Source organism: Paenibacillus sp. Mc5Re-14 (genome assembly GCF_001049835.1).
Lineage (GTDB): Bacteria > Bacillota > Bacilli > Paenibacillales > Paenibacillaceae > Paenibacillus > Paenibacillus polymyxa_C.
The window spans coordinates 1,844,726-1,860,536 of sequence record NZ_CVPD01000001.1; the positions used below are offsets into that span (position 1 = coordinate 1,844,726).

Consider the following 15,811-nt stretch of genomic DNA (forward strand, 5'->3'; position numbering starts at 1 on the left):
GGGGGCTAAACAATCATGGAAGTCTCAGCACCGAAAATTCTAATATTATACGCCAGCTACGGGGAAGGCCATGTGCAGGCCGCCCGGGCAATCATGGATAGTCTGCGAAGACTCGGACACTGCGAGGTACAACTACTCGACCTGATGGCTGAATCACATCCCTGGTTGAATGGGCTGACCAAATTTGTATATATGCAAAGCTTCAAAACCATTCCACAGCTTTACGGCTGGGTCTATAACATCACGCGCGGTATGCAAGCTAAATCGGCCTTTGGCCATGTGTTGCATTCATTCGGAATGCGTCAACTTGCTCTCACACTGAAAAGGGAGTTGCCGGATCTCGTAATCCATACGTTCCCGCAGCTCGCTCTCCCGGCGTTACGCCGCAAAATGGGAATGAATTTGCCTATTGTCAACGTGGTTACAGACTTTGACCTGCATGGGCGCTGGCTACATCCCGATATTGATCGCTACTATGTAGCCACTGAGGATCTTCAGCAGGAAGCCGCACAGCGAGGAATACCTATCGAACGTATTGCCGCGACCGGGATCCCGATTCACGCTTCTTTTTATAACCTATCTGTCAACGAAGTCCCTGATCAGCAACAGGTAATCCCACCGTTACAAACTGAGACGACCACGTTGCTCATTATGGCAGGTGCATATGGTGTGTTATCCGGCATACTGGATATCTGTCGTCATTTAAGCCGACTTCCGCAGCTACGACTGCTGATCGTCTGCGGACGCAACCAGCAACTAAAAGCAGAATTGGATGCGCTGTATGCGGACCACCCCGACATCTACACCTACGGATTCGTGGACTACGTCCCGGCACTTATGCGAGCAAGCAATCTGGTGATTACAAAGCCCGGTGGTATCACACTCTCGGAAAGCATCGCATCGGGTTTACCTATCCTGGTGTTCAAACCCGTACCCGGACAGGAGCTAAATAATGCTCTGTATCTGCAGCAAAAAGGAGCTGCCCGCATTGCTCGCACAACAGAGGAACTGATTCAACATTGTCTGGATCTGATCTCCACCCCCTCTCTTGCTAAGGAAATGAAGCAGGCGATTGAGTTACTTCGCAAACCTCATCCCGCAGACCAGATTGCCGAGGATATTTTACTGCAGCTTGTGGATAAAAGAACCTCTGTCCGGACAAATTAACGAAGAATAAGCCAGACGGAGGGGATACCAATGGAACACAAAGGAAAGGATTTACTCCCACTAACGGGTGAAAAGGTAGAAGTGGATGGTATTTATGTGGATGAGGATGGACATGAGCAACATTTGCACAGAGGCCAGCACTTTCCCGCTGATGTTGTTTTGGGTACTTCCGAGTGGAAAATGACCGAATATGCCTTTGATAACCATCACGAAGGACGTACCGATGAACGACTTATCCCCAAAGAGGATGACAAGAATAAAATGGGTAAAATCACGCACCCACGCCGCCATTTAAAAACTGGTGATCGATAATTACGGAAGTATATCCACAATTACACCCAATATGTTGATAGTTTGTGGACAAACTGTGTGCAAAGTATGAATTATCGTAATATTATCTACAGATTGTGCACAATTTGTGTATAAATCATGTTATTTCTGTGGATAAACATTAATATGCGGTGGATAAAGTGTATACAACATGTGCAAAACATGTGCAATAACCGTTTAAAAGGCTGAACGAATTCTTTTCGTTCAGCCTTTTTCGTATTTTTATACACATTCTCTAATTCATTTTTTTACCGAGATCGGGTATGTTCGAACGAGAACATCGCTCCCGGAACGATGAGTTGCCCAAACAGGACTCTATCCCATTAACGGAGACTAATCAAAAATTCGCAAATAGCGCATAGAGGAGTGTAAAATAAACGGGGACGAACAGAGTCAAAAGAAGGAATTACCGAAATGTAAAAAGAGTAGGGGTGATCCGAATGGCATCTATTAAAATCCTTTCACTTAATGTCGGCATGCCCAAGCAGATCCAGTTTAATCAGAAGGACGTTTCTACGGGGATATTCAAGTCGGCCACAGATGAATATTTGTATTTATCTTATCTAAACTTCGAAGGGGATGGGCAGGGCGATCTAGTTCATCACGGGGGTAAAGAGAAAGCTGTATGCGTCTATCCCTACGAGCACTATCCGTTCTGGGAAAATGAATTGCGGAGACCGCTCGATTACGGCGCGTTCGGGGAAAATTTAACGATAAAGGGTTTGCTAGAATCCGACGTTTGCATTGGAGACGTCTTTAAGCTTGGCAAAGCTATCGTTCAAGTTAGCCAGCCGAGACAGCCTTGCTACAAGTTGTCCATCAAGTACGGCGTACCGGACATGCCATTGAAGGTACAGCAAACAGGCTACACGGGATTCTACTTCCGCGTTCTGGAAGAGGGAGTTGCCTCTAAATCCGACGGACTATCCCTCCTTCATCGCCATCCGAAAGCAATTACGGTTTCATTTGCCAATCGAATTATGCATCAAGAGAAGGATCATATCGAGGGTATTAAACAAATTCTCGAAGTGGAAGAATTGTCCGTAAACTGGAGAAATACGTTTCTAAAACGTTTGGCGGGAACCGAAACGGATTCTCGGGAAAGACTATCAGGCAATTCGTAAGGTGGAAGTGGTTCAATGAGTTAGTATGTTTTGTGTAGAGACAACTTTTTTACCGAGATCGGGCATATCCTTCAATCCTATCCTCATAGCTTGTATAGTACGGAGACTTAGCTTGAATCTTTTATAAAGGAGGATATGCCTGACATGTCAGTCTATAAGTCTTCCACAGGATTGGATGAAAATATAGCAGCTGTCCTGTGCTATTTGTTCGCCTTTATTGGCGCGCTGGCCTTTGTCATGCTGGAAAAGAAAAGCCGATTCGTATTATTTCACGCACTGCAATCCATACTTCTTTTTGTAGCCCTCATGATCGGACATGTGCTGGTCGGATTCATTCCGCTACTCGGTCCTTTCCTCGCTTCCCTGCTAACGCTGGCAAGCCTTGCCTTGTGGATTATCTTGTTAATTCGTGCGGGACAAGGAAAGTGGCTCAAGCTTCCTTGGATAGGCGATCTGGCTCTTCATCAAGCTCGGCAGTTATGAAAACAGCAAAAAACCTTGATCCTAAGCAAGGAATCAAGGTTTTTTATGTTTGGGCAGTTCATTTTTTTACGCTAGCTTCTTCTGTCATATATGGATGTGTCCCAGCTTATCTGGATTAACCATTAAATAAAAATTCTGAATATGCTCCCCGTCCGGTGTCAGTATGAGGCATAAGGTTTCTCTCACTTCACCGTCTTTCAGAAATGCCAGCTGAACCTCACCATTAATGACGGTGTGGACCACATCTCTTTCTCGTAAAACGGTTAATACCCGACGAGAGGTCAACAGGGCGAGAACGCCTTTGCGTACAACCATCGGCCTCATCACTGTATGCACATTACCTCCACCATCTGACACGAATATAGGTTGTTCAGCCAGTAGTTCCAGCATAGCAGTCACATCGTAGGCGAGAAAAGCGGTTGTAAAACGCTCCAGCAGTTTTACCCGGGAAGAGTTATTTATATTAGGACTGATTGGAGCTTCAGGAGCAGATTCTCCGGAAGATAGAATACGACGGGAACGACTGAACAACTGCCGACAGTTGCTCTCGGTCTTGCCCAGTAATTCTGCAATTTCTTTATAATCATATTGAAAAGCTTCTCTCAGCACAAAAACAGCCCGCTCTATCGGTTTTAGCTGCTCCAGCAGAACCAGAAATGCGTAAGATATCATATCTTTACGTTCCAGCCAATCGGCAGGGAGGTCTGCGCTCTCACCCAGCGGCTCAGGCAGCCACTGTCCTACATATGTCTCTCTTTGCTTACGCGCAGAATTCAGTAGATTCAGACACCGATTCATCGTCATTTTGGCTACATAGGCTTTGGGATTCTGTATATCATTCAGGGGCTTATTCTCCAGCTCAACAAAACAGTCTTGAACGACATCCTCGGCATCCGTAACCGTTCCAAGCATGCGATAAGCAATGGCAAAAGAATATTTGCGATATTTCTGATACAGCTCCTCCAGACTTACATCCACCGATTCTTGTTCAATCCCTTGTTCTTTGCCAGTCAAAGTGTAGCCCCCTGTTCATTAAAGACTGCCTGGATACATCCCGGTCGCTATGGCAATCCGGTTCCAGCTGTTGATCACATTAATTGCGGTAATCAAATCTACATACTCTTCCTCTGTAAAATGTTCTCTGACTCGATTATACAAGTCTGTGGGTACCCCTTGCTCTGAAATATGAGTGACCGCTTCAGCTAATTCAAGCATAGCACGTTCTTTTTCTGTGAACAAAGGAACCTCCCGCCATAAAGCAAGCTGCAAAATGTGGTCAGCATAATCCCCTAGTTTTAGCAAATCCTTTGCATGCATATCAAGACAATAGGAACAGCCATTGATTTGGGATACTCTAATTTTCAGCAGTTCGTACAATACTTTGTCTGTAAAACGACCGGAAATATATTTTTCCATCTCCATCATTGCCTTGAATGTACTAGGACTCACTGCTCTGTGGTTAAATCTTAAACTCACGATACATCGCCTCCATTATTGGTTTACATACAGAAGACAAATGAACATGTGATTTTGTGACAAAGTGCAATACATCAATTTGGAATTGCCCTCAATTGACATAGCATGTATTATAGATAAATGATTTTATGCAAAGAAGGTGTGCACTCACATGAGTGAAAAAGTTTTTATTAAAGAATTTAAAGAATTCGCTGTACGGGGTAACGTGATTGACCTCGCGGTCGGTGTTATCATTGGTGGAGCGTTTGGCAAGATTGTTACTTCTGTGGTAAACGATATTATTATGCCTCCGATTGGTAAACTTCTGGGCGGTATGAATTTTCCAGACTTATATGTAGCTTTACAAGCTGCCGACCCTCTAAATGCTGACGGTACACGCAAGACTTTGGCACAAGCCAAAGAAGCAGGGATTGCGGTCCTTGCCTATGGTCAGTTTATTAATGTCCTGCTAGATTTCCTCATCGTGGCCTTCTGTGTGTTCATGCTCGTCAAAGGGATTAACATGCTGAAGCGCAAAGAGGAAGAAAAACCTCCTCAGGAAAAAACAATCAAGGAGTGCCCACATTGCCTGTCCGAAATCCCTATAGCTGCTACCCGCTGTGCACATTGCACTTCCAAGCTAGAGGGATTCGTTGAAGCACGCTGACTCGAACTACATTCCTATGAATAAAACAAACGGCTTAAGACAGTGTATCGTCTTAAGCCGTTTTTAGCATGGCTCTAAAAATCATTAATTGAAGTTGGTGATAATACCCCGAGGTCTGACTGGCAAACCTTCTGCGTACAGATGGGAGACATCACCGAAGCCAACGCAACGGGGAACTGCCCATTCCTTGGAGCGTTCATCAAACAAGATGGTGGTTACGGAGCTAGGCGGCATCCAAAAACCGGACCAGACCAAAGCCAACGGTAGTTCCAACAGATGTGCAAGCCAGGTTAGCCCGAAGCCGCCATGACAAAATACGGCTACCCTGTCTTCCGTGTGCTTCAGAATTCGGTACCTGCCCTCCACCCGCTCAAAGCCTTGCCGCTTCAAAAATTCATCAGAATGAACTTTCAGTTGCTCGAAGGTTTCAGGACTTTGCGTCCCCTGATAATAGGAAATTTCCTTCCAAGAATCATGAGTCGGCAGAGGCGACCCGGAACGAATCACTTCACCAGGCAAATCCCAATGGGAAAGACGACCGTATGGAGTATCCTCCAGCTTTAGAGCCAGCTCCTGCGTCCAGTCCTCCACTTCATAAGTCATACCGAGAGAGTCGGCGGTGTACCGCATCGTATCCAAGGCCCGCCCCAAAGGAGAGACGTAAATACGGTCCAGTCCGTGACTGGACAGCCGTTTGGCCAATGCCTTGGCTTCCAAATGACCCTCTGGCGTGATGGTGTTGTTAGGATAATCGGGGTCTGCATGTCGGATAATATACAATCTCATTATTTGTTCTCCGTTCCTATGAATGGCGACAGGATCGCTTTATCTCATTCCAACAGTGAGTTTTCCTAATTTTTAATGCTTATTCAGCAAGCTTTCCAAAATCGCGCGCAAATCCCTGTCTTCCTGATAAACTTCCTCACCCGTATCCAGCTCAATTACCCGGATATATGTATAGTTCGCTCTGGCATCGACGGGTTTAAAAATCAATTCCTCGGGATTGTCTGGACGCACATCATAGCCCATATTCTTGAACATATCTGTTATTTGATCAATCCCCGGCTTGCCTCCGCTTTCCAGCATAATCAGCCCACGCAGTTCCTTGGGCTCCTCTGGATGCATAACTCGGAAATGTACAATACATTCCATGTAAAATCGCTCCTTTCAATCATAAAGCTATGTTATGGCGCAAATCCCCATGTTCCCAGCATACCCCAAAAGCTACTCCGCATTCCACATCGTCCATCATATCGTCAGAACGGAAAACACGTTATACTGTAAAGTAGACTTTGATTTTCTGCATATTATAGGAGGAATCACGATGACTAGCGAGCTTCTGGATATCTACGACGATGAAGACAACCCCCTCGGCACAGCCTCCCGACAGGAAGCACATGCCAAGGGCTACTGGCATCATACCTTTCACTGCTGGCTGGCACGAGACACCTCGACAGGCCGCCGCTTGCTATTCCAACAGCGTCAGGATACAAAGGACACCTTTCCCGGATGCTACGATATTACAGCCGCCGGGCATTTGACTTCAGGCGAAGATATGTCCCAGGCGGCTCGCGAGCTGGAGGAAGAACTAGGCATTTATGTTCCCTTTACCTCCTTAACACCACTGATGACCGTTCGGTATGAAAGTAAAGGTACCGCACAGGGCACCTCTTTTTGGGATCGGGAGGTCAGCTCGGTGTTTGGACTGCTGTCCAACCAGCCCCTGGAAGCCTATTGTCTCCAGCAGGAAGAAGTAGCCGGACTGTACGAAGCAGACCTTGACCAAGCACTAGCCCTGTTTGAAGGCCATATTCCATTTATCGAAGCCCAAGGTATTACGTCAGGGCCGAACCCGGAAAAAACTCGCCGCCTGATTACACCGGATCAATTCGTGCCTCATCAAGCGGGCTATATTACATCTGTATGCCGGGCCCTGATGGAACTTCCCTCCCAGTAATCCTTATACTATTCTCCGGCTGACATATATTTGCCGATAATGCTTTCATACCGCCAGCCATATCGGGTCGACAGCTCGCTGCCCATATCATGCTCCAGCTCATACAGAATAAGATCCTGAGCAAAATGATCAAGCAGCAAACCTGTCATCACCGGATGCTCGGTAATAAGCGCCTGTGTCGGGCAATTCTCTCCCCGCATACCCAGCATGCACCAACGCCGATCAATAACAAAGGAAAACTTACGCCCTGACGGTTCCTGTCCGTCTGTACCAGACGCACGCGGTAGCCACGGTCCCAACATACTTTCTCCGTTGTCGCAGGACCACAACAGACGCACACCCCGACTCTCGGCTTTTTTCAACGCTTCCCGCAGCAGTTCGGCTTCCTCGCGCCACAAATCCAACACAATCTCATGCTCTGCCCGTTCCAGCTCGCGTGTCAGACTTTCCAGCACCTTCCGGTCACCTTCCACGTTGTAGAAGGTCGGCTTGGCTGGTTCTGTTCGTGGCATCTCCTTCTCCACCGCCAGCAGGGACTCCCGCATCTGCCCTTCGATCATCCGTGTCAGCTCACCCGGTGGCAGCATGCTGTAGCGTACAGGCTCTCCCGCACTCGCTCTGAGATATCCCTGCCCGGCCAAACGCTGCAAAGCTGCGTACACGTTGGAGCGCGATGCCCCCAAACGCTTAGCAACTTCATAGCCGGAAGCCGCATTTTGTCTCGAAAGCTCGACCATCACCTTGGCTTCCATCTCCGTAAAACCCAGATTCCGCAGATGTTGCAGCAAACGCTCCATATGTTCTGTTCCCCTATGCTGCCCGGCGTTATATCTGTGTCCTGCGGCAGCCTGTTCGGCTGCGTCAAATCTGTTCAGCTCCACAGCGCGGGCACCATTTGGAGCCTTTGGGTAATTCCGCTGTGCAGATTTGGCATTTTACATTTTCGCGTATTTGCGTTGACGGTGTTGCCGGCTTCTCTGCCCCCGAATTGTTGGCCTTCCAATATCGAATGCGCTCGTCCAGCTCCTCCTGACGCTCCCGTTCACGTTCCAGTTCTTCAAGACGATGGTGTTCTTTCTCCAGTTCTTCCTGACGACGGCGCTCCCACTCTTCATCGAATGCCGCTTTTTCTTCCGGAGTAAAATCAGACACCGTGTAATTGCGGTCTGATTCCGTTGGATCGTGCGTTTCATACCGCTCATCCTGTTCATGCCGATCGATTACTTCATCTTCTGCATACTCCATGTAGGCAGGCACAGCATCCTTCGCTGCCTCAGGCTTGCGCAGATCAAAAGAATAGGCGTCTGTTGGTACCTCTTCCCGCACGGCCGCTACTTGCTTGGAGGCAGCCTGCCCTCCATTTAACTTGCGTCCGCATTTGGGACAAAAGTTCGCATCCAGCGGCACAACTGCACCACAGGTACATAAATGGGCGTTTTTCAATTCTGCAATTCTACTGCGCAGCTCATCAATTTCATCCTGAAGCTCATCACAAGCAGTAGACAACTGTGTCATCTCGGTTTCAGCCACTGACATATCGGATGCCCGGTAGCCTTCGTAAAAGATTTGACCCATTCGTAAGAAATGAACATCCATTTCCTGCTGAATCGTTGTAATTTGCGAATTAATCTTACTAATCTCGACAGCATGCTGCGCCTTTTCTGTTGCGCGATTAGCGCCTTCCTTTATGCGTTGAATCAGCTTCATCGTCATTTCCTCCCCATATCCAGCCGGATTTCACTGTACCGTCCGTATATCCCAAAGTTTTTTTCTGTTGGCAAGCCTCGAACTCCTGTATAATGGAATGCGGTCATATCGCCTGTTTGAGGCTATAGGCATTGGCGTCAACCTATTAACGTTCTGACGCTCCTGCTCTAGATCCGCATGAATTCAGCATCATTTTTAGTCCATTCGCCTTGTTCTTATCATCAACTAAAGGTGACTAGAACTCTATCATACCAAAAACTACCCCCATTTGTGAAAATGGAAGATTTTAAGAACGAAAGGGGTTTCAGGATCATGAACCCAAATCCTGCATTTTACCCCCGACCTATCGGGGTTCCTTATTCAACGACGAGCCCTCAGGCACGTCGAGCTTCTATGGATACCAGTATAACGCTGGTACCCGACACCGACCAAGACGCGGCTTATTTTCGTGCTATAGAGAACGCGGGCATTCATCTGAACCGCCCGCAGATTCAGGCTGTACGCCATGGTAAAGGCCCCCTTCTAACCCTGGCGGGGGCTGGCTGCGGTAAAACTACGGTGCTGGCTGCCCGTGCAGGCTACCTCATGGCGATGCGGGATGTCCCTGCATCGTCCATCCTGCTGGTGACCTTCACCAGCAAAGCAGCTGCCGAAATGAAGCTGCGCATCGCGGGACTACCCGGTGTGCGACCTGCCGCTGCACGCGCAGTACAGGCGCGTACCTTCCACTCATTCGCTTTGGCGATGCTGCGACATCGCGGTGTGCAAGATGAAGTGTTCGGTGAAACACAGGCCCAGCATACCGTTATGAAAATGATGCTGCGCCAGCTTGGACTGAGTGAGGCTTTCCAGCCGGAAAGCCTGCTGTCCGCCCTCTCCGCCTGGAAAGCGGAAGGCCGTAGCGCAGATGAGCTGCCGGAAACCATACGCGAGGAAGCGGATGCCAAACGTGCCATGCTCGCCTATGAAGCGTGGAAACAGGAACGGAGCAAAATGGATTTTGACGATATTCTGCTGCGTGCCTCCGTTCTCCTGCGTGATCCGGATGTGCTTCAGCCGCTTCAACGACGTTTTTCCTATATCATGGTCGATGAATTTCAGGATACGAATGCCCTGCAATACGAAATGGTGCAACGATTGGCTGCGAGGCATCGCAATCTGATGGTCGTCGGAGATGATGACCAGACGATCTATACCTTTAATGGAGCCCGCCAGGAATCCATTCTGGAGTTTGATAAGGTCTATAAAGATGCAAAGGTCATTACTCTTGATATTAATTATCGCAGTGATGCACGCATTTTGGGGCTGGGCTCCAACATCGTCGCCAAAAATGTTCATCGACGCTCCAAACGTCTTGCGGCTGCCGGACGTGAGGGCTTGCCGCCACAGTTTGCCACCCCATCTGGGCCTGAGGAAGAGGCGGGACATATTGTTACTCATCTGCTCGGGCAGGTAGAAGAAGGTCGTCTTCGCTATCGGGATATCGCTATTTTACATCGGACAGCCAGCGGAAGCCGATCTATTTTTGAGCAATTAATTATGCGGGATGTCCCATTTATTCAGTACGGAGCAGGAGCCGTATTTTACGATCAGTCTCTGATTCGTCCCTTAATGGATCACTTGCGCTTGTCGCTGAATCCCCGCCGAATGGAATCCATTCCAAGTACCCTTGGACCGCTGTATGTCTCCCGTGAGGCTGGGATGGAATGGATTATGCGCGAAGAGAAACAGCAGGCTAAAAAATACCCGCTAATCCACCTCAGCCGCTGGGATCGACTACGTGATTTTCAGCGTGAACAGGTGAAAGAACGCATTCGGTTGATTCGCAGTCTCACTACCATGAAGCCTGCCTATGCCATTCAAGAAATGCGGCGCGTCTTTTATGACAAGTATTTGGAAAGCGGAGATACGGGCGCGTGGACACATTATAAGGAAACGATGCAAGAAAGTCTGGAGGAGCTTGAAACGGCAGCCAAGCGCTTTGACACGGTAGAGGCATTCGTCAACTTTGCGGACGAGCTTTCAGAGCGCCACCGCCAGATGGAATCTCTGCGCAGAGAGGAAGACAGCGATGCTGTTCGGCTCATGACGATCCACCGTGCCAAGGGACTGGAGTTCCCTTGCGTATATTGGATCGGAGCAAGTGAAGGCATCCTTCCGCATAGCTCGGCTCTACACAGCGAGCTGCCAGAGGATCGTCGGGCAGGCGCCGCCCCCGCAACGGCTGTGGATAACGATGCTGCGCTGGAGGAAGAGCGCCGCCTCGCTTACGTGGCCGTCACCCGGGCGAAGGAGCTGTTGTACATCACCTCCCCCGCCTCCAATCACGGCAAGCCTGCCGCCGTGTCTCGCTTCTTGCTGGAAGCCTATGGGGTCACTCCCCCCGAGACTTCCAAGCCGGACACGCGTCGCAGCAGCTTTGGCCAACCGAAGGGTACTTCGGGTTATGGCAGCCGGGCCGGTGGTGGTTCGCCAGCGTCTGGCACGGCAACCCGCGTGAGCAGCAGACCGGGGTCAACCCCAGCCGCCACTACAGCACGGACGGCCTCGGCGACGGCTAGGTCACAGACAGAGCCACGCGTCGATGTGCCTGTGTGGAAATGCACGGACGCCGCCTGCAAGGCGTGGATGCGGCGCGACACAGTAGATGGACGCCGCACCACGGGGGCCAGTGCAGGCACGCCACCGGTGTGTCCGCTTTGCTCCTCCCCGATGACGGAGGGAACGCGCAATATCCCGGCTAGATAAGTGCGAGGCGTGTATAGCCGCTATGAAGCTGTACTTCCACTGCATTCGTCATTTCCAATCCGGCTTGTGCAGACCTGTAATGAATCCAAAAAAGCACTAATGTACATTTTCCCGGCACCCTGCAAAAATAAGTTTTAGACAGACTAAATAAAATAAAAGACGGTAGACTAGGATGTGAGAATAAAATCCTAGCCTGCCGTTTTTTTATATATAATTTTATCTAAGTTAAATTTATAGTTTAGACACAACGCATTCAGGAAACAAGAACAAAAACTGATTAAAGGAGAGAACATATAATGAAACTTTCAGGAAATACAATACTAATTACCGGTGGAAGTACTGGAATAGGATTAGCTTTTGCAGAACGATTTTTAAAAGCTGGCAATAAAGTCATTGTTACTGGACGACGTGAACATGTACTTCAAAAAGCGAAAGAGAAATTGCCTAGCCTTATTACTCATGTAAGTGATTTGAATATTGAATCCGAGCGTATAGCAGTATCGGATTGGGTAACAACCAACTATCCAGAAGTAAATGTGTTAGTTAACAACGCCGGTATTCAACAACGCTTTAACGTTCTAAAAACGGATGCAAAAAACAATTGGGATTATTTCAGTAAAGAAATCACAACTAACATTGAAGCACCTTTCCATCTATCCATGCTGCTGGCTCCATATTTTGCAACAAAAGAAGAGGCGACTATCATTAATGTCACTTCTGGGTTAGCTTTTACGCCGTTTGTGATTGCTCCGATTTATTCAGCAACGAAAGCGGCACTTCATTCATTTACAATTAGCCTAAGACACCAACTTTCTGATACGTCTGTAGAGGTAATTGAAGTTGTCCCTCCGGCAGTGAATACAGATTTAGGTGGAGCAGGATTGCACACGCAAGGAGAACCATTAGATGACTTCGCAGATGGAATTTTCAAAGGATTAGAAGAAGGTAAAATAGAAATCGGATATGGTACTTCTGTGGCTCGCTTACGCATGTCACGAAATGAAGTCGACGAACACGTAGAGAATATGTATAAGGCAACGAAAAATTCAATAGAATAGCTCGCTTATGGGGCTGTCCTTTTGCGGGATTGCCCTTTCCTTTATTTCGCTTTTTATTGATTTACCTTGTAGAATTTGCTGGCACGTTATCATAATTCCCAAATCTCATTTCTCACGATTCGTCTTTATTGAAATAATCATCTGGCAAATGTAGTTCTCGCAAGCAACCGATAAATTTTTCTTTGAAATTCGGATTTTTTTTATATTCCGGCCATACCGCCTTATAGTAAGGCAGCAACTTCTCATGTGGAATAATGCCCCAGTATAAAATCATGTTTTTTAGAACCTGCGGATCACTCCCTATCAACATCTGTTCGATGATCTGCCAGCTTCCCTGCTTGTTTTCGCAACTACGCGCGGCATAGATGGCAGTGGTCTGCATTTTCGGGTCGGCGTGACACAGGAAAGGCGCAAAATTTCGGAGCGTAATCTCACCGTAATCCTCTAAAATATATCCTGCATAACGCAACGTTTCCGGGTCATGAATCCTGTCAAGACTTTGCAAAATCACTGGAATAAATTCCGTTAAATTTGCTGTTTTACTGGAAGCGTGCAGAATCGTTAAAGCTTGCAGAAAATCCCTATGTTCATCCGATTGCAACAATTCCAGAAGATATTTTCTACCCGTGTCAAAAGAAGTTTTGCAGATTAGCCAAACAGCTGTGGTCCGATTTTTTGGGCTTTGCTCCGCAATGTTTTTCAAAAAACCAAGGGTTGGCTGGGCAACTTCCTTAAACTTGAACATTCCATCAAGCGCCTTTGCTTGGATTTCTTCGTTTGGAGCGCTCTGATACATCTGGATCAGTGCATTCTCATCACCCGGCATTCGACTGCCAAACCACCCGATATCATAATCCAAAATAATTTCATCCAGCCAGCGCTCGTACCAGTCCAGAAAGCTGTCTTCATAGACAAAGAAAAAGGGATGATCGGGATGAAAATCGGAGGTGTACACAATTCTCCCCCTGTATTTCCCTTCAAGTACGAGATACATGTCGTATTCGCAGCCTTGGGTACCTATGCACAACATGCCGCCCAGCACCTTATTACGGGCGTCATCGTATTCCTCATCAGGGATGTCCTCATCCTTGGTCAAGGGCTCAATCAGATGGTTCCATTCCTCTTTGGCCATCCCGGGATGCAGAACGGATTTTGCAAGGAGTGCCTGGTGCTCGGTATAGGAAGTTGCCTTTTCAATCGGATAAATTCCATAATAGGGTCCGGCGCCTCCGTTGCCGATGTTTGTTAAAAACAGCGCGTAAGGCTCGGGTAGGATGACTTGATTGTGGGCTTGCCAGTCCGCCAGCTCTTTTGCTGTAAGCTTCTCTTTAACCCTGTACTGATGTGAGGATGCTCCAAACACCGAGAAATCCTTGTCTTTGTGCATGGCCTGATTCAGTTTGTCTTTTATTCGATCCAGTTGCGTTTCGTTCTTCCCAAACCACATATCTGCACCCTCCAGTTGACTTAGCCAGTTTCCTTTATTTGCTTATTCAGCAATTTCATTCTTTATGGGTCTTACCTCTTTACATTGATATGTATCTTTAAGTAAGTTTTTATAATACGGTGGATACTGTTTAATTGAAGTATGAAAAGTGATCGCGCATAAAATGAGTTAACGTATCCCCCAAATTGTGATGCTGTTTCATATATTGGAATAAGATGGCCGAAGTAAGCACGATTTTAGAGTTCTCGATACTGATAATCCAAGACGGTGGCTCCTCAGGATTGTAACTAAATTCGCTAACGATGCCGTATGCTATAGTTTGTCAATCAATAGATAGTTTAAAATCAACAATCGTCTGTTCAGCCGTAACCTCATAGCCTAAGCCCTTGTAAAGTTGTACAGCAGCTTGGTTCTCCTCCATTACTCCCAGATAGACATCTGATGATAGCGTTCTGCCCAGTTTTGTAAGTTGGCTCGTCAAGTGCTTTGCTAGCCCTTTCCCTCTGTGAGCAGGGCTTGTATATATGTTTCCGAGCTCCACGAGCTTAGAATCATAAAAGTGAAAGCCACCTACGGCAATAAAATGACCACATTCCTTGATCCCAAGGAAAGGATATTGTTCGAGTTCGCTCCTCGTAAAAAATTTCATGCCCCCATTTCGTAATAAATCCACTATTTCTGGAACTTCGTTTTCCTTAACTAACTCAGCCAAGTTAGAATCAAGCAGTTTCGATTGATCCATATGTTTCATCGTTAAGAAACGTTGTGGGTTACCCGTTATGAGCCCATGAGACTGAAAAAGTTGTAGGTCACGATCACACAGGATTGTACCACAAACGGTATTTTTCTTAAGTTGAATGAGTTCCTCAGTAAAAGCAATAAGAGCTGAAAAGTTAAGTTTCTCTCGGTTTATGCAGTGGAAAGAAAATGCAGGGAATGAAAGCCCGCAAAAGTATGCTAAGACCCCTGTCAGCTTGTCATCTACATATTGACCAACAAATTTAGCCTGCTCCTTACGTTGGCTTAAATAGCTATAGAATAACAAGTGTTGGTCTCTATGAATCTGGTTCGTTAATTGATAAATAGTTTCGTCGCTAAGCAGTCGATGAGAAATCATGTATTAGTCCCTTTCATTCCCATGTGGGTAATATTCTTATTGGCATAATACCACAAATGGAAACGATCCTTCCCGCTTATCCCATGTAGCCTCTTGAGTTATACATTTCAAAAAATATAAAAATTGTTTGCTATCGAAGTATAAAAATCCATAATTTAAGGATGATTTTCTCCGAAATTCATTGTATGGTTCCTGCCTCGCCTCTAATTTATGATGAAATTAAAGAGAGGTGAGGTCCTAAAAAATTAATGACAAATATTGAAAACGCATACAAACGAAGAAAGAATGCTTAATAATGCAAGCTGGTCCTTAATCACCTGTCATCGATTACTTCAAAGTGTACTTAATATGCACACACTAATGAAAGCGTTTTCTGTAGTATGCGTTGCAGGTCAATCGAGGCGGTAACATCTACTAATTCAAGGAGTGAATAATATGCCAGATCCATGGAAAAGAAGGTCTTTCGGTATTCTCAGCTTTGTTCTCTTATCCTTTTTGTTGGTATCTCTCAGTTTAATTCCAAGCTTAGCAAAAGCAGAATCAGCTCCCTT

The 15,811-nt window shown here is 46.9% G+C and carries 16 protein-coding genes; 8 read left to right on the forward strand and 8 right to left on the reverse strand.

The genetic code is table 11. From position 1 onward, the window contains the following. The first annotated feature begins 15 nt into the window (after positions 1-15). From BN1546_RS08365 to BN1546_RS08380, 4 genes are all read left to right on the forward strand, one after another. The gene (locus tag BN1546_RS08365; protein WP_090737078.1) at positions 16-1,167 is read left to right on the forward strand and encodes an MGDG synthase family glycosyltransferase; all 1,152 of its coding nucleotides are present in this window, start codon (positions 16-18) and stop codon (positions 1,165-1,167) included. A gap of 30 nt (positions 1,168-1,197) precedes the next feature. Next, complete coding sequence (locus BN1546_RS08370) at positions 1,198-1,479, forward strand: hypothetical protein (protein ID WP_019686045.1); 282 nt, start codon at positions 1,198-1,200, stop codon at positions 1,477-1,479. 458 nt (positions 1,480-1,937) lie between these two features. Next, the gene (locus BN1546_RS08375) at positions 1,938-2,621 is read left to right on the forward strand and encodes an MOSC domain-containing protein (RefSeq protein WP_025675807.1); all 684 of its coding nucleotides are present in this window, start codon (positions 1,938-1,940) and stop codon (positions 2,619-2,621) included. 144 nt (positions 2,622-2,765) lie between these two features. Further along, positions 2,766-3,104 carry a DUF4870 domain-containing protein gene (locus BN1546_RS08380; RefSeq protein ID WP_040102217.1) on the forward strand — a complete coding sequence of 113 codons (339 nt, stop codon included), beginning with the start codon at positions 2,766-2,768 and terminating at the stop codon, positions 3,102-3,104. Positions 3,105-3,188: 84 nt separating this feature from the next. On the opposite strand, the gene BN1546_RS08385 is transcribed toward BN1546_RS08380, so the two are convergent. Beyond that, positions 3,189-4,118, reverse strand: coding sequence for a sigma-70 family RNA polymerase sigma factor (locus tag BN1546_RS08385; protein ID WP_058830566.1), 930 nt, complete (start codon positions 4,116-4,118; stop codon positions 3,189-3,191). 18 nt (positions 4,119-4,136) lie between these two features. Then, positions 4,137-4,580 carry a carboxymuconolactone decarboxylase family protein gene (locus tag BN1546_RS08390; protein ID WP_016819535.1) on the reverse strand — a complete coding sequence of 148 codons (444 nt, stop codon included), beginning with the start codon at positions 4,578-4,580 and terminating at the stop codon, positions 4,137-4,139. A 151-nt stretch (positions 4,581-4,731) separates the two neighbouring features. Between BN1546_RS08390 and mscL the strand changes: the two genes are divergently transcribed. Further along, the gene (gene mscL, locus BN1546_RS08395) at positions 4,732-5,226 is read left to right on the forward strand and encodes a large conductance mechanosensitive channel protein MscL (protein ID WP_090737080.1); all 495 of its coding nucleotides are present in this window, start codon (positions 4,732-4,734) and stop codon (positions 5,224-5,226) included. Positions 5,227-5,310: 84 nt separating this feature from the next. Here mscL and BN1546_RS08400 read toward each other — a convergent pair whose 3' ends face one another. Both BN1546_RS08400 and BN1546_RS08405 read right to left on the reverse strand, forming a co-directional pair. Continuing rightward, positions 5,311-6,012 carry a histidine phosphatase family protein gene (locus BN1546_RS08400; RefSeq protein WP_090737081.1) on the reverse strand — a complete coding sequence of 234 codons (702 nt, stop codon included), beginning with the start codon at positions 6,010-6,012 and terminating at the stop codon, positions 5,311-5,313. A 72-nt stretch (positions 6,013-6,084) separates the two neighbouring features. After that, positions 6,085-6,378 carry a hypothetical protein gene (locus BN1546_RS08405; RefSeq protein WP_090737083.1) on the reverse strand — a complete coding sequence of 98 codons (294 nt, stop codon included), beginning with the start codon at positions 6,376-6,378 and terminating at the stop codon, positions 6,085-6,087. A gap of 172 nt (positions 6,379-6,550) precedes the next feature. On the opposite strand from BN1546_RS08405, the gene BN1546_RS08410 reads away from it, so the two are divergent. Next, positions 6,551-7,183 (forward strand): NUDIX hydrolase, encoded by a 633-nt coding sequence (locus tag BN1546_RS08410; RefSeq protein ID WP_013369229.1) that lies wholly within the window; start codon positions 6,551-6,553, stop codon positions 7,181-7,183. An 8-nt stretch (positions 7,184-7,191) separates the two neighbouring features. Here the strand turns inward: BN1546_RS08410 and BN1546_RS08415 are convergent, their stop codons facing one another. Next, positions 7,192-7,980 carry a TrmB family transcriptional regulator gene (locus BN1546_RS08415; RefSeq protein ID WP_090737085.1) on the reverse strand — a complete coding sequence of 263 codons (789 nt, stop codon included), beginning with the start codon at positions 7,978-7,980 and terminating at the stop codon, positions 7,192-7,194. Between the two features lie 64 nt (positions 7,981-8,044). Further along, positions 8,045-8,890, reverse strand: coding sequence for a zinc ribbon domain-containing protein (locus BN1546_RS08420; protein ID WP_019686039.1), 846 nt, complete (start codon positions 8,888-8,890; stop codon positions 8,045-8,047). Positions 8,891-9,202: 312 nt separating this feature from the next. On the opposite strand from BN1546_RS08420, the gene BN1546_RS08425 reads away from it, so the two are divergent. Both BN1546_RS08425 and BN1546_RS08430 read left to right on the forward strand, forming a co-directional pair. Then, positions 9,203-11,638: a UvrD-helicase domain-containing protein gene (locus tag BN1546_RS08425; RefSeq protein ID WP_090737086.1), complete on the forward strand. Its 2,436-nt coding sequence runs from the start codon at positions 9,203-9,205 to the stop codon at positions 11,636-11,638. Positions 11,639-11,934: 296 nt separating this feature from the next. Continuing rightward, entirely contained in the window at positions 11,935-12,696 is a 762-nt protein-coding gene (locus BN1546_RS08430; protein ID WP_013369224.1) for an SDR family oxidoreductase, read from the forward strand. A gap of 112 nt (positions 12,697-12,808) precedes the next feature. Here BN1546_RS08430 and BN1546_RS08435 read toward each other — a convergent pair whose 3' ends face one another. Together BN1546_RS08435 and BN1546_RS08445 are read right to left on the reverse strand one after the other, a co-directional pair. After that, positions 12,809-14,143 carry a hypothetical protein gene (locus BN1546_RS08435; protein ID WP_090737088.1) on the reverse strand — a complete coding sequence of 445 codons (1,335 nt, stop codon included), beginning with the start codon at positions 14,141-14,143 and terminating at the stop codon, positions 12,809-12,811. Between the two features lie 322 nt (positions 14,144-14,465). Beyond that, on the reverse strand, positions 14,466-15,260 hold the full coding sequence (locus tag BN1546_RS08445) for a GNAT family N-acetyltransferase (RefSeq protein ID WP_090737090.1): 795 nt from the start codon (positions 15,258-15,260) through the stop codon (positions 14,466-14,468). Positions 15,261-15,811: the final 551 nt, after the last annotated feature.

Bases quoted from the DNA above. Each gene is read 5' to 3' on its own strand.
- BN1546_RS08405 (WP_090737083.1), bottom strand. From the start codon at position 6,378: ATGGAATGTATTGTACATTTCCGAGTTATGCATCCAGAGGAGCCCAAG.
- BN1546_RS08375 (WP_025675807.1), top strand. From the start codon at position 1,938: ATGGCATCTATTAAAATCCTTTCACTTAATGTCGGCATGCCCAAGCAG.
- BN1546_RS08400 (WP_090737081.1), bottom strand. From the start codon at position 6,012: ATGAGATTGTATATTATCCGACATGCAGACCCCGATTATCCTAACAAC.
- BN1546_RS08380 (WP_040102217.1), top strand. From the start codon at position 2,766: ATGTCAGTCTATAAGTCTTCCACAGGATTGGATGAAAATATAGCAGCT.
- BN1546_RS08365 (WP_090737078.1), top strand. From the start codon at position 16: ATGGAAGTCTCAGCACCGAAAATTCTAATATTATACGCCAGCTACGGG.
- BN1546_RS08370 (WP_019686045.1), top strand. From the start codon at position 1,198: ATGGAACACAAAGGAAAGGATTTACTCCCACTAACGGGTGAAAAGGTA.
- BN1546_RS08410 (WP_013369229.1), top strand. From the start codon at position 6,551: ATGACTAGCGAGCTTCTGGATATCTACGACGATGAAGACAACCCCCTC.
- BN1546_RS08425 (WP_090737086.1), top strand. From the start codon at position 9,203: ATGAACCCAAATCCTGCATTTTACCCCCGACCTATCGGGGTTCCTTAT.
- BN1546_RS08420 (WP_019686039.1), bottom strand. From the start codon at position 8,890: ATGAAGCTGATTCAACGCATAAAGGAAGGCGCTAATCGCGCAACAGAA.
- BN1546_RS08445 (WP_090737090.1), bottom strand. From the start codon at position 15,260: ATGATTTCTCATCGACTGCTTAGCGACGAAACTATTTATCAATTAACG.
- BN1546_RS08430 (WP_013369224.1), top strand. From the start codon at position 11,935: ATGAAACTTTCAGGAAATACAATACTAATTACCGGTGGAAGTACTGGA.
- BN1546_RS08435 (WP_090737088.1), bottom strand. From the start codon at position 14,143: ATGTGGTTTGGGAAGAACGAAACGCAACTGGATCGAATAAAAGACAAA.
- mscL (WP_090737080.1), top strand. From the start codon at position 4,732: ATGAGTGAAAAAGTTTTTATTAAAGAATTTAAAGAATTCGCTGTACGG.
- BN1546_RS08415 (WP_090737085.1), bottom strand. From the start codon at position 7,980: ATGGAGCGTTTGCTGCAACATCTGCGGAATCTGGGTTTTACGGAGATG.